Annotated in this window: 13 protein-coding genes and 2 pseudogenes; 8 read left to right on the top strand and 7 right to left on the bottom strand. The window is 65.2% G+C overall.

Translation table 11 applies throughout. The features are described from left to right. Positions 1-53: 53 nt before the first annotated feature. Positions 54-518, bottom strand: a complete 465-nt coding sequence (locus EDF21_RS00545) for a DIP1984 family protein (RefSeq protein ID WP_123569974.1) — start codon at positions 516-518, stop codon at positions 54-56. 184 nt (positions 519-702) lie between these two features. Between EDF21_RS00545 and EDF21_RS00550 the strand changes: the two are divergent. Continuing rightward, a pseudogene (locus tag EDF21_RS00550) lies at positions 703-1275 on the top strand (recombinase family protein); the annotation flags it as partial. A gap of 49 nt (positions 1276-1324) precedes the next feature. On the opposite strand, the gene EDF21_RS00555 reads toward EDF21_RS00550, so the two are convergent. The 3 genes from EDF21_RS00555 to EDF21_RS00565 all read right to left on the bottom strand — a co-directional run bounded on the left by EDF21_RS00555 (position 1325) and on the right by EDF21_RS00565 (position 4986). Beyond that, entirely contained in the window at positions 1325-3640 is a 2316-nt protein-coding gene (locus EDF21_RS00555; protein WP_158612824.1) for a P-loop NTPase fold protein, read from the bottom strand. 167 nt (positions 3641-3807) lie between these two features. Next, positions 3808-4206 carry a hypothetical protein gene (locus EDF21_RS00560; RefSeq protein WP_123569976.1) on the bottom strand — a complete coding sequence of 133 codons (399 nt, stop codon included), beginning with the start codon at positions 4204-4206 and terminating at the stop codon, positions 3808-3810. Positions 4207-4332: 126 nt separating this feature from the next. After that, on the bottom strand, positions 4333-4986 hold the full coding sequence (locus EDF21_RS00565; RefSeq protein WP_158612825.1) for a DUF2625 family protein: 654 nt from the start codon (positions 4984-4986) through the stop codon (positions 4333-4335). 357 nt (positions 4987-5343) lie between these two features. Between EDF21_RS00565 and EDF21_RS16455 the strand changes: the two genes are divergently transcribed. Continuing rightward, a complete protein-coding gene (locus tag EDF21_RS16455) occupies positions 5344-5610 on the top strand; it encodes a hypothetical protein (protein WP_137847065.1) in 267 nt (88 codons plus the stop codon). A gap of 140 nt (positions 5611-5750) precedes the next feature. Next, on the top strand, positions 5751-6812 hold the full coding sequence (locus EDF21_RS00570) for a hypothetical protein (RefSeq protein WP_148053610.1): 1062 nt from the start codon (positions 5751-5753) through the stop codon (positions 6810-6812). 43 nt (positions 6813-6855) lie between these two features. Here EDF21_RS00570 and EDF21_RS00575 read toward each other — a convergent pair whose 3' ends face one another. Beyond that, positions 6856-7554, bottom strand: coding sequence for a hypothetical protein (locus EDF21_RS00575; protein ID WP_148053611.1), 699 nt, complete (start codon positions 7552-7554; stop codon positions 6856-6858). Positions 7555-7788: 234 nt separating this feature from the next. Between EDF21_RS00575 and EDF21_RS16615 the strand changes: the two genes are divergently transcribed. Beyond that, positions 7789-7938: a hypothetical protein gene (locus EDF21_RS16615; protein WP_158612826.1), complete on the top strand. Its 150-nt coding sequence runs from the start codon at positions 7789-7791 to the stop codon at positions 7936-7938. A gap of 964 nt (positions 7939-8902) precedes the next feature. Here the strand turns inward: EDF21_RS16615 and EDF21_RS00580 are convergent. Continuing rightward, positions 8903-9370 carry a hypothetical protein gene (locus EDF21_RS00580; protein ID WP_199736176.1) on the bottom strand — a complete coding sequence of 156 codons (468 nt, stop codon included), beginning with the start codon at positions 9368-9370 and terminating at the stop codon, positions 8903-8905. Positions 9371-9469: 99 nt separating this feature from the next. Here EDF21_RS00580 and EDF21_RS00585 point away from each other — a divergent pair, with 99 nt between their 5' ends. From EDF21_RS00585 to EDF21_RS00600, 4 genes and pseudogenes are all read left to right on the top strand, one after another. Then, the gene (locus EDF21_RS00585) at positions 9470-9967 is read left to right on the top strand and encodes a helix-turn-helix transcriptional regulator (RefSeq protein WP_123569981.1); all 498 of its coding nucleotides are present in this window, start codon (positions 9470-9472) and stop codon (positions 9965-9967) included. A gap of 35 nt (positions 9968-10002) precedes the next feature. Further along, positions 10003-10410, top strand: a pseudogene (locus EDF21_RS00590) (GNAT family N-acetyltransferase); the annotation flags it as partial. A gap of 131 nt (positions 10411-10541) precedes the next feature. Beyond that, positions 10542-11066, top strand: coding sequence for a DUF427 domain-containing protein (locus EDF21_RS00595; protein ID WP_123569982.1), 525 nt, complete (start codon positions 10542-10544; stop codon positions 11064-11066). Between the two features lie 33 nt (positions 11067-11099). Next, positions 11100-11540, top strand: a complete 441-nt coding sequence (locus tag EDF21_RS00600; RefSeq protein WP_043594883.1) for a membrane protein — start codon at positions 11100-11102, stop codon at positions 11538-11540. A gap of 47 nt (positions 11541-11587) precedes the next feature. On the opposite strand, the gene EDF21_RS00605 is transcribed toward EDF21_RS00600, so the two are convergent. Next, entirely contained in the window at positions 11588-12178 is a 591-nt protein-coding gene (locus EDF21_RS00605) for a hypothetical protein (protein WP_056044955.1), read from the bottom strand. Positions 12179-12365 lie beyond the last annotated feature (187 nt).

The raw sequence follows: 12365 nt of genomic DNA on the forward strand, positions 1-12365 counted from the left end.
GCCGGTCGCGGTTCGTGCTCGCCCCGGTGACGTCTACCGACTCACCGCGCAGGTCAGTTCTGCAGTTCGGCCTCCCAGTTGGTCTTCTGGATCTCGACGTCGAGTTCGCGGAGGTCCTTGGCGACGGCGTCGGCACGGTCCCGCAGCTCGGCGACCGGGAGGGCCGAGAACATCCGTAGCTCGCTGTGGAGCTGGCGGTAGCCGCCGGAGGCGCCGCGGGCCGCGTCGGAGGCGGTCACGAGCAGGGCGTGGGTGGCGCGCAGGGTCTCGCGGCGGGCCAGGGCAGCGGTCATCGTGCTGCCGTCGGCGAGGGTCGTGCGGGCGTTGGTGAGGTTGATGCGCACGACGAGCGACTCGAGGGCGGCGAGGGTGTCGACCGCCTGGCGCAGCAGCTCGGCGGCGTCCTCGGTGGGCTCTTCGCCCTCCTGGTAGCGGGCGTTCGCGGAGACGCGGTCACGCAGCTGGTCGACCCGGCGCTGGGCGTCGGACCGTTGCAGGAGGGCTTCGGCGAGCTTCATGATGAGAAATCCTACGCACGTCGGGTGCGCGGCGCGTCGTGCGTGTCGCCGGCGCCCGGTCGCCGGTCGTTCATCGGGACACCTTTTCGAGCTGTTCTCGGCCGGTTGAGGCCAAGTGGCGTCTGGCCTGCGGATTCGCGTATGCCTGTCCCGCAAAAATGCCCGGTGACGGGGGTTTGAACGCTACAGCCGTTCGAGCTCATCGGATGCGCCCTCGGGGCAAGATCTCGCAGCACAACGTGACGGTCTGGCAGCGTTCTGTGTTGACGATCAACACGTGCGTGTTGACCACGGCTTGACGGGGACGACTCGAGCGCGGCCTGGCCTCCGCGAGGCGCTGGCTGCGTGCCGTGCCGGCGACGTCCTCGTGGTCACGAAGCTCGACCGTCTCGCCCGCTCGCTGCGTGACGCGACCGACATCGCGGATGAGCTGACGAAGAAGGGCGTTGCCCTGAACCTCGGGGGAGCGGTCTACGACCCGACCGACCCTGTGGGCCGGCTGCTGTTCAACGTCCTCGGGATGGTGGCCGAGTTCGAAGCTGACCTGACCCGGGCCCGCACCCGCGAGGGCATGGCGATCGCAGAGGCCGCCGGCAAGCTCCGCGGCCGCAAGCCCAAGCCGACCGCCTCGCAGGAGAAGCACCTCGTGCAGCTGCACCGCACCGGCGCCCACACCACCAGCGAGATCGCCGAGCTGTTCGGTGTGGCTCGACGGTCTACCGAACTGTTCAACGCGCTAGCACCTAGAAATAGGTAGTCGTGCTCCTACGTACCTCGAGGTCGGGCGGGCCTCCGGTCGTCGACGTCTAGAGCTTGAGGGCAGCAATGCTTCGAAGGGCGACGTCCCTACGCTGTAAATCACTAAGGGAACGTTCGGGCAGGTCATCTGTCTCATAGTCAGGAAGGGACTCTGGCGCTGGTAGATCCGCCACCAAGGAGCTAGTGAGCGCAGAGCCCATGGCAAATCGAAACTCTTGCTCGCGAAAGGTCACTTCGTAGGTTGTCGACGATCCGACCCATTCGGAGAAGCCCACGAACGCCATAGCGACTCTCAAGAACGCTTCTCCGTCCGTGATCTTCTCCTCCAGAAAACCCCCCAAGTCCTCGCGACCAGTGAGCCAGATGAGGAATGAGGTCATGGCGATCAACTCCGGGCGCTCAACGACGCTGTCCACGTTCTCTCGCTCAACTTCGGCAAGCCAAGTAGTCGCCACCTCCTGGTATACCGGCCAGAATTCTTCCGGGTCCTGGCGGAGAAGTCGGCGAACGTAGTAGGCGCTGTACGTCAGTTGCTCGTACCCATAGCGTGAGATGAGGTCCGCTGAAGTAGTAAGACGAGTTTCAAGAGCGAGAAAAATCTCCCTGTTTAGCCACCGGTCTAGCCCTGAACGTCGCCCATCGTCGCGCTGTGGGCGTTGCTCCAGGTGTGCCAGAACGCCATCGATGAGTTCGAGCGTTTTTACCGAAGTGGCGAAACTGGATTGCCGCACCCGGTTGATGGATTCGAGGGCCAGGGCTGCCCTATCTTCATCATCTGCAATGAGGTTTTCTCTTAGGTCAACGACGTCGGGGTCAAGTGGCTGATTTGCCTCAAGCGCTTTCACGGCCCGGCCAATCATCAGATCACTCACGTCGTCTCCGGGCACGCCAATGAGGAAGTAGCGGTCGAAAAAGCGGGCGTTGCACATTCGCCATTGCCTCCCCGAGAAAGCCCCTCGAAGGCCCGGCGACGTGAAAATGAATCGCACGGCGGCTTGCGCAGGAGCAAAATCGGCGTGATCGATGAGGCTGGTCAGGAGTCGATCGCGCCGTTCTTCCACTTCCTTGTCGCCGTCTTCCCGCCAGCCCAGGTAGGTCTCGGGGTGCAAGCGAATGTGATCCCACAAGCGGTGGTGGGTTACGCGAATCCAAGTCAGAGCGATGAAGTCGAGAGCGTCGACTTCAGCTCCGGCAACGAGGGCCTCCAAACTGGTGATCTGCTCGCGCAGTCGTTGCGCGGCTCGTGGTGTTTCCAGCCCCATCGCAAGGATAGAGACCAGTTTGTCCTTTTCGTCGGCATAGACGGCGCGGCCAGGTCCATCACGCGGTCCGTCTTGGAGGTGCTCTACTATCTCGCGAGCCCACCGGCGGCGGGCCACCTTAGGAACAGGAGGAAGTTCGAAGGGGTACTGGACGATTTTCTCCGTGTATTCAGAACTGTGACCCCCAGACCCGCTTTCAGTGAGCAACTTCTCGATACTGCTTTGGTCGTAGGCGAGCAGGTAATGCACATTCGTGAATCGTCCTAGCAATCGAACGACTCGGAATAGGGCCCGTAATTCATCCGCGTCTAAACGGTCGACATCGTCGACGACGACAAGGACTCTTTTGTCCTGACTAGCGATGGCCTGACTGATCTGTCCAAATTGGGTATGCCACGGTGGTCTAGCCGCGAAATCGGTCAAGAGGCTTTCAGCGACCTTTGATGCCGCATCGCCAACGGCCGGAATAAGGCCCAATGCTGGAAGGCCGTACCGCGAGTACTTGGCAAGACTGTCTTTGACGGTCTGGGACTGAGGGAAGGCGGTAGCCAGAGTCGCAAGAAACTCGCCCGTTAGCGATGCCGTGTCGGAAGCAGACCACGGGGTGAAATCGACAACGGTCCATCCAGGTAGGTGAGTTCTTATTTCCTTGATGAGACTTGACTTACCGCTTCCCCATGGCCCGACCAAGCCGAAAACCGTCGAGCCCTGGCCTATTACACAGGCGTCGATGCGGCCACCAACAACTTGAGCGAAACCAGCACGTCCGTCGATATCGGAGAGGGAACCTGGTTCGTCGCTCCACAAAGGGCCTGCACCGCTTTTTACCGCCCCTGCGTCAGGGTCTGACGGCTCTTCTGACTCAAGCCCGCGGTCAAAAACTTTGTCTGCTCGGTACCAGACCATGACGCCCGCGAAGACAAGTGCGGCGGAAAGAGAGCGGGCGACCCAGGCCACCCACGCAACGCCCTGCGCGATCGGGCCGGTAAGAACGGGGGCAAGGACGGCGGGAAGAGAGCGGGCGGCCCAGGCCACCCACGCAACGCCCTGTGCGATCGGGCCGGCAATAACTGGGGCAAGGAGCATCACTATGCCGGCCACGACGAGAGCGATAGCTAGGCGTCGGCGTCTGCGTCGGCGGGCTCCGTGAGGTTGCATGTGCGCATTGTGACACCGCTGCCCCCTGTATGGCGGTGGCGTGGGTGGTGCCCGGAAGGGGATCGGCTACCGGGAGGCCGCCGAGCGGCCGCGGCGCAAGCCGCAGCGGCCTACGTGAAAAGCGCCAGGGGAAGCGACACCACGAAACACACGGGCGGCACGATCGCGATGCCACCACAGACGCCGGCCCATCGGCCAGTGCGGCCGCCTAGCGCTCCGGCGATGAGCGCGAGCACAATCGAGGCGACCAGCAGGAATGGCACGGCGAACCAGACCATTGAGGTCCACTCTGCGGCGGAGAACCAGAGCCACGAACCCTCGGCGCAGGCCGTGACGAAGCAGACGATCAGGGTCAGCGGGGCGAGCAATCGAGCCCGACCGGTCGGCTTGGACTCGGCGGCGGGGCCGCCTTCCGACCAGGCATACGAGTCAGCGAGGGAGTCACGGTGGGGGAGCGCTGCCACCTCCGCCTCAGCCCGGCGGAGCAATTCGCGGTCCGCGTCGTTCATGCCCTGACCCTAGCGCTGGCGTGGCCACCGGCCGCGTTAGCGCCCCCGAATTTGCCTCGCATCCTCGATGACTCGACTCCAGAGCGTGTCCGATAGGGGATCCGTCTCCGGCACGGCCTCGGATGCCTAGGACCAAGAGACGGGCACTCCGCGGCCGAGTCCGAGCTGCGCGGCGACGTCGTTGTACATGCCCAGCAGCTCCGCCATGGGAACAGCCTGCTTGCTGGCACTGCCCACGTCCTTGCCCTCTGCCGTGAAGGGGTAGGGGTAGAGAGACAGGCCCTGCTCCGGGCGCAGATCGGCGAGGTCGTCCTGCCATCCCGGCCAGCGGAGGGACTGGTAGAAGCTCACGGTCGCTCCAGCGAGCATCCTGGTCACGAAGTCGGCGTGGCCGACCTCGAGGTCTTCCCAGCACAACGAGTCGACCGAGAAGTGGTGGACGGAGCCATCACCTCGGCCCAGGGCTCCACCGTCCAGGGCGAAAGCGCCACCGAGGACGTCGTGAGCGACGACGAGCAGCCCGGGGGTCCCGGCACTTGCCTCGTCGAGACCGGGAAGACCGTCCTTTTCCGAGCTGCCTCCGAGGAGGCGCAACCATCCATCGTCGACGAGGACGCCGGAAGTATTGCTAGCGAGCGCACCGAGGTAGGAGCTCGCCCCGAGTCCCAGCGTCGCCGCGGTCGAAGAGTGCTCGTGTGGCGGGCGGACTACGACGTTCACGGGTGAGGCTGCGATGAGCTGCGTCAACTCCAGCCATGCGTCATCTCCGGGGGTGGTCATGCCTCGATCTTGGCTGACGTCATGGCCAGCTGTAAGCCTGCGGGGCGAGGAGGCGCCCGATAGGGGATCGGCCATCGGCCATCGTCTGTCAGGATCTGCCCATGATCTCGCGCATAGCCATAGTCCCTGTCGTGCTCTTCGTCGGCGTCGCTGGCTTCGTCTTGGGCTGGAACGGATGGGTCGTGGGGACCATCGGTTTGTTCTTCGGTGTTGCTGCGGTCGGTGGTGACTCCCTTGTGGAGCGGTCACGCCGCCGACAAGTCGGCAAGGCGTCTGATGCGCCTCGTCTTGGTGCCCGATAGGGAATAGGCCATCGGTCGCGACTGCTCGGGTCGAAGAATGAGTTTTACTCGTGGCATGGGTAGTCACTCCGGGGTTCCGGCATCAGGCGAGCAGCGTGTCCCGATCGAGCAGGCTCTTGCGGGCTTAGAAGTCCATCCACTGGAGGAAGGCGAGACGGCCATTGAGGCGTTCGTGCTTGTGAAGACCCTAAATGCCGTGGGGGAAGCGACGTGGGCCTACAGAACGACAAACAGGCTCAACCGCGAAGAACTGCTGGGGGCTCTGACGGTTCAGGTCGCAGTTCTTACAAAAGAGATGCGCGACGAATGGGATGACGACTGAGTCCCTGACAAACGCGCTTTGCGTCGACCTGAGTTAGTGCCCGATGGGGGATGGTGCAGCGGCCGTTTCGACGCGTGATGGACGCGAAGGAGTCAGGTTCGGTGGCCCAGGGGATTGCTTGGATTCTCTAGTGTTGCGGCATGGCTGACCTCCCTTCGATGGAAACACTCGCGGAGATATCCACGCATTGGGGTCAGCGTTGGTCGCCGGCGCCGCCTGGTTCGGTGGAGGACTACCGCTTCGGCAGTGGGGTCCTCTTGGAGTTCGACAGGCTCCCGGCCTTGCATCAGCATGCCGAGCAGGCCATGCAATACGCCGAGATCATCTTCCGCGACCTGACGCTTCTTCGAGCCCTGAGGCAAGGCGCATCCGACGCCAGCGTCTTCGTCTCGACTTTTGCGTGGTCTCGTGGACCGGAGCCTGAGGATCGTGACTCGTGGCTCAAGCGTTTCCTCCCGGCACGCCTATGGCAGTCGGACATCAGCGTGACGTGGATGGCCGATCCAAACTTTGCCGAAGAGCTCCCCATCTACGAGCACACGTACGTCACCCAGCTCGGACTAGACGATCCTGGCCTTGCTGCCGCGTTGGCGCTGTCCTCAGGGATGGATGGGGAATCGTTGGCGATCTACCCGTCAGATGCCTCGTGGGTGTTCACCCAAAAGGAGGACGGGGCCTTTGTCCGGACTGACGGGGACAGAGCTGCCGAATTGGTGGCTCAGTTCCCTGAATGGGTCGGGCGGGCAACCCACGTGAGGCCATCGAATGCCCGCTTGGAAGATCAACGCGACTGGCAGATCGATTTCTCGTATCTTGACGAGCGGACTGCTTCGCGCATCCTGGACATGGCAGAGACCCAGGGGCTTCTGGAATGGCCAGCAGGTGGACGCCTCGTTGATCCTCGAGACGATCACAAGCTGGCCCTCTCTCGAGAGCAGGGGCAGCGCCTCCGAGTGCTCGCTACTGATGCGCCGGGCCTCGTCGTGGACGACTTCACGGGCGAAGGGCGCGAGATGACCCCGGCCATGGTGCGGGAGGAGATCGAAGAAGGACAGGACCCCCTGGCGGGTCTCGACGAGTTCATCGACGAAGTGGCCTACCGTCATCCCGCCGAGGCCAAAGACGGCCATCTTCCGAAGCGTTTCTGGAGCCCACGGCACAGTTACGACGGCATCGACGGATCGGATCTCGCGTCTACCTGAAACACGCAAAAGTCCGAGGGCCCGGCGTCTTAAAAGGGGATCGTCATGCGGGGCTCGATGTCGGGCGTCGGTTGATGGTGTCGCCGTTCCAGGAGAGGTCGGAGTCCTCCGTGACCTGGTAGACCTCGAAGCGGTCGTCGGTGAGGATCGATTCAATGAGTGGTTGGGAGCCGGCGACGATGGTGGAGTCCCAGTCGATTTCGGTGGCGAGTACCCATGCGTGATCCTCCGGCCAGAGCAATTGCGGTGGTTCGTCGCTTCGGAAGCCGATGCGTGGACCCCAGCCAGGCGTTGCCAGCTCCGCAGTACCGGTGTGCGCCAGAACGTAGTCGTAACGATCGATGGCGACCGATCGGCCGACAAGGCTCTGGCCGGTGCCGCCGACCCAGTACGCCGCGAGGGCGTCGTCTGGTGTCGCGGTCTGGACCCTCAACAACGGCGCGAGGGCTGCCAGAACTTGCGGGTCGAGGTGCCCGATATCGCTGGTTCCACCCCGTGGCTCATCAAGGTCAAGTAGCCGCTCCCACTGGACGAGAGGGTGCATCACTTTGCCAGCCGCGGTGGCGACGTCGGACCATCGGCGGTGTTCCCAGCGGCCGTCTCCCGTGGGTCGGGGGTGGAGGATGCGCGCGTAGGCCTCGAAGCCGTACCCAGCGACGGAGCCGACCCTCGCCCACCCTCTGACGCGGTGCATCCGCGGCCCTAGCCAAGCAGCGCGTTCGACATCATCGATGATCTTCATGCTCGCGACCCTGCCACGCGTGCAAAGCCGTGCCAAGGACGAGTAGTTGTTCAGGGGCTGCGCCGCGTCAGCAGATACACCCTCGGGACGGCGGGCCGCATTAGGCCGCATTAGGCAGTACCTTCCGAAGAGTGTCGTCCACAGCCGACCTTTCGGCCCGCGAGGTTATTTCTCTTGATCGATACGGAGCCACAGGTGCCCTCCAACGTTCCTCGCTTGAGAAAGCTCATGGGCGTGGCCACGATCTTCTATGTTCTGGCTGCCGCCCTGTTCATCGCCAAGGTCTTCAGTGACCTGCCAAATCTGCTCATGCTCCTAGGCGTGGGACTGATCGTGATCGGCATCTACTTCAATGTTCGAGCCATGGCTGAGATGCGACGCTAGAAACCGTTCCTTCACGAAACCGACCTAGAGGGGAACGTAGAAGGCTGCTTAGCGTGGGCGTCGGGACCGAGCAAGAAGGACAGCCCCGTAGATCACCGCGCCGAGGCCGATTGGTATCAGGAAGAACTCGAGTCCCTTCGTTAAGAAGCTGACGCGGCCACTGAGGATGATGGCCCACCAGGCAATTCCACCCAGAATCGCCGCAAGGCCCATCACGATCCAGTAAACCGGTCGCGGATCGCGACCATCGGGCAGCTTGTCGTTCCACACACGCTCAGGATGGCAGATCGCCACCTCACCTCAGCCCGTCTCCGCTGGTAGGTGCCCGATAGACGATGGGCCACGGGGCGCGGCTCGCCTCGGGGGTGTAGTGACGGCTGAAGCGGGCCGGCGAGTTCGATAGTCACGACCATCCCGTCGACGAGGCACTTCCGCGGCGCGGCTTCGGTACATGATTACGCGTGGCGTTATGGGCGCAGGGTCAGCTCCGCTTGGATGCTTGAGACCTGCCCGTTGAACGGGTGCGGAGAGAGGTGTTGGGGGCATGTGGAAGTGGCGTGTGTCGGGTGGCTGCGTCGTCGTTCTGGGCATCGCCACGCTGGTGGTCGGCCTATGGCTTACGGATACTTGGCTCTCAGGTGATCTCGTATCCACCGGCCGAGGTCACCCACTCTTGGTCGTCACGACTGGTGGGCTGTTCGCGTGGTTAGGTATCGGTCTTTTCACCCACCCGACGCGGGCAGCAACACGGCTGACTCGTGGCGATGAAATCATGGCTCGAGCTCGACGAGCGCATGCAACGGCACAGCAGGACGCGGCTCGACGCGCGCGGCGGAGGGCTCGCTCAGCTCGGTGGCCATTCAGGTGGTTTGTTCGCGGTTAAGGCGTGCTGCCCGGCAAGGGATCGTTCATTGGATCGATTCGTTCCTGCGGTGCGGCGTGGAGTGAGAGTGATTTCTCGCCTCTACGACTTCACTGTCACGAGGAAGCGCCTGTTGCGCTCGTTGACGAGTTCGCCCGACCACGGTGTCTCGAGATGCCCGTCGTCCTCGTCGTCAAATCCGCGCAGGGCCGCGCCGCTGGGAACGCGAAGAATTGGTGTCGCGGAGCCATCCTCAGCAAGCACGAGGATGTCCACGACCCGACCGCGGATACGAGTTTCGATGGGGGAGTCGTGGTGGGTCTCGATCAACCGCACTTGTCCGTCCGCGTCCCGCCAACGAAGACAGCCCAGGTCGACTACATCGTTGCGTTCGATCGCCGGGCCGCAACATTCGTGCTCCCAATCGCCCACTTCGACTGTGACTTTCAAGGGTGCTCCTTCCGTGGCTCGTGTCTGCACGTTAGCGGAGCCAAAGCTGGTGCCCGTTAGTCGATCGCTGACCGGACCCGATCGGAGACCGCCGAGGACTGCTGCGGTGGAGGTGATCATCGGGACGGGGTGCCCGGAGGTGCTCTGTCGTGAAGGTGTCGGGTGTCTGTCGGGTCCGTGTCGTGGACCTCGGGGCTGGTCGTTCTTAGTGTGAGGTGCATGAACGAGACACGGATCGTCGATCTCCGGACCCAGATGGGTTGGACCCAGGAACGCCTCGCAGACGCGAGCGGCGTGACCGTCCGCACCGTCCAGAGGCTCGAGGCGGGCAATGACGGGAGCCTCGACACGCTGTCGCGGGTGGCGAAGGCCTTCGGCGTACCAGTCCGTGACCTCTTCGTCACCGTCACCGAGGACGACTACGGCCGCTCGGTCACCGCCCTCGACGAGCGGACGACTCGCCAGCAGGATCGGCGAGGCCGGGTCGAGGACGGCTTCCGAGCCCTGTACTACGGCGTGGGCGTGCTCTTCACGATCACCGTGGTCGTCGCAGTCGCCACCGACGTCGTGCCGAACGTCGTGATCTTCTCGATTCCCGCCTACTGGATCGCCGGGTGGTTGCTGTCGATGTTCTTGTTCCTCGTCGTCCTCAGCCCCCGCCTGGACCGCGCCTATCCCCTCTCCCGTGCCGCCACGGATGAGGCGACGAGCGGGTAGCCACAGCGTGTCGCTGGGAACTCGAAGCGCGTTACCGCCGTCAGTCGACGGGTCAGTCCGGAGAGGGACGTGCCGGGTGGCTGAACTGGATCATGCGATCTACTGGCGGTGGGCCGGCCGTCGGATTCGTCCAGGCGACGCTCACACGCGAGGCCGCTGACCTCGTCGCTGATCTCGCGTGGCTGGTCACGGCCTCGGAACAGGGTCGCGGTCTCGCCGGGGAGGCGGCGACAGCCGTCGTGACGTGGCTGACCTCGCTGGGTGTCGGGCGCCTGCAGGCCTACGTCCACCCCGACCACGAGGCGTCAGCCCGGGTGGCCCGTCGGCTCGGGCTCGTACCCACGTCGACGGTCGTCGACGACGAGATCCTCTGGGAAGCCGTCGTCGCTCCCAGGGCACAGCGGCACGAGGGCGTCCGTCAGTCGATCGTCCAGCGGGGGTAGGTGCGGATCGGCCGTCGGGCATCAGCCTCGTGGTGGAGTCGGCGCTCGTCCGGCCACCCCAACCGGCCACGGGGGCGACGGCTGCGGGCGACCCGGTGCGGCGTCCCAGCCCCGCGGCGCATCATGAGGCCATGCCCGCCTTCCGCCGCCCCTCCCGTCCGTCCCACTCCGTCCGCGTCGAGCCCGGCCCCGGGCAGGAGTCCGTGTGGGACTACCCCCGCCCGCCGCGCGTCGAGCCCCGCACCGAGCGCGTCGTCGTCCGTCTCGGCGGCGTCGTGGTGGCCGACACGACGGCCTCGATCCGCGTGCTCGAGACGAGCCACCCGCCCGTCTACTACCTGCCCCGCTCGGACTTCGCCGCAGGTGCCCTGTCGCGCGCCGAAGGGCGAAGCCTCTGCGAGTTCAAGGGCCAGGCCGGCTACCTCGACGTGACCGGCGGGGGAGTCGTGGCGCGCCGCGCCGGCTGGTCCTACGCCGAGCCCTGGCCGGGCTTCGAGTCCCTCGTCGACCACGTCGCGCTGTACCCGGGCGCCATGGACTCCTGCGAGATCGACGGCGAGGTGGTCCAGGCGCAGGAGGGCGACTTCTACGGCGGCTGGATCACCGCGAACCTGGTCGGCCCGTTCAAGGGCGCACCCGGCACGATGGGCTGGTAGGGACGAGGGCCCCGACAGGAGGAGACTGGACGGATGTCCAGACGACCCCGCCCCCGCCCCACGTCCCTCGCCCGCACCCTGGGCCGCATCGCCCTCGGTGGCGCCCTGGTCTTCGCCGGCACGAGCCACCTCACGTTCGCCCGCGAGCCGTTCCAGGCCCAGGTGCCCGAGTGGTTGCCGCTCGACGACGACTTCGTCGTGCTCGCCTCCGGCGTCGTCGAGATCGGCATCGGCGCGGCCCTCGTCGTCGCCCCCAAGCACCGCGTGACCGTCGGATGGGTCGCCGCGGCGTTCTTCACCGCGATCTTCCCCGGCAACATCTCGCAGCTCGTCACGCACACCGACGCGTTCGGCCTCGACACCGACGGCAAGCGCGCCTTCCGCCTGATCTTCCAGCCGCTGCTCGTCCTGCTGTCGCTCTGGTCGACGGGCGCCTGGCGCGACCGTCGCAGCATCGGCCGTCGCGCCAAGTAGTCACGGTCGGGCCCGACACGACCGGCCCCGACCCGAGGAGGCGCGGCTCAGCTCGACAGCGCCGCCACGACCACCTCGGCGTCGGGGAACCACTTCGTGTAGTGGTCGGGGTCGGCATTGACCTGGACGGCGTGCGCCGCCTGGGTCGGGGTCAGGTCCTTCCAGCCCGGGATGGCCACGAGCTTCGTGAAGAAGCTGGTCGCCGCCGTGTAGGGGTCCATCCGCTGCTCGTAGGTGCCCCACTGGCCGTTGTCCCGTTGCTGGAAGAGCCCTCGGCTGTCGGGCCCGACGGCGTCGCCGTAGTCGATGTTGCGGAGGCTCGACTCACCCATGGCGGTCATCACCCCGATGGCCTGGGTGTGCTCCCCGATGCCCTGCGCCCGGGCGGCCAGCATGATGTACGCGGCGTTCACCAGCCGGTCCTGGCAGTACCCGGCGACCGGCCCGGCCGGCACCTCGATGTCGCCGACCATCACCGGGTCGACCTCGGGGCAGGCCGGCACGGGCGTCGACGTGATCGCCGTGACGTCCTCGTCGCGGGGTGCCGTGAGCGCCGAGACGACCATCGCGACGGCGACGACGAAGGCGACGAGCCCCACGCCGAACACGACGGAGACGGCGATCAGCACGCGGCGCACGGCGGGCCTCCTGGGGGTCGGGTGGGGTGGCGATCAGCGGGCGGCGACCGGCACGGAAGTCGTCGTCGAGGATAGGCGATCCGCTCGGCAGTTCGTCCCGCGTCGGCTGGGGGGTGGGTGTGCCTCCCTCCGAATGCCCTGGCAATCCGCCGCCGACATGCCGGTAACGTTGCCCGCCGTCGACCCG

Origin of the sequence: Frigoribacterium sp. PhB118, assembly GCF_003751725.1 — a bacterium.
In the GTDB taxonomy this organism is placed as follows: domain Bacteria; phylum Actinomycetota; class Actinomycetes; order Actinomycetales; family Microbacteriaceae; genus Frigoribacterium.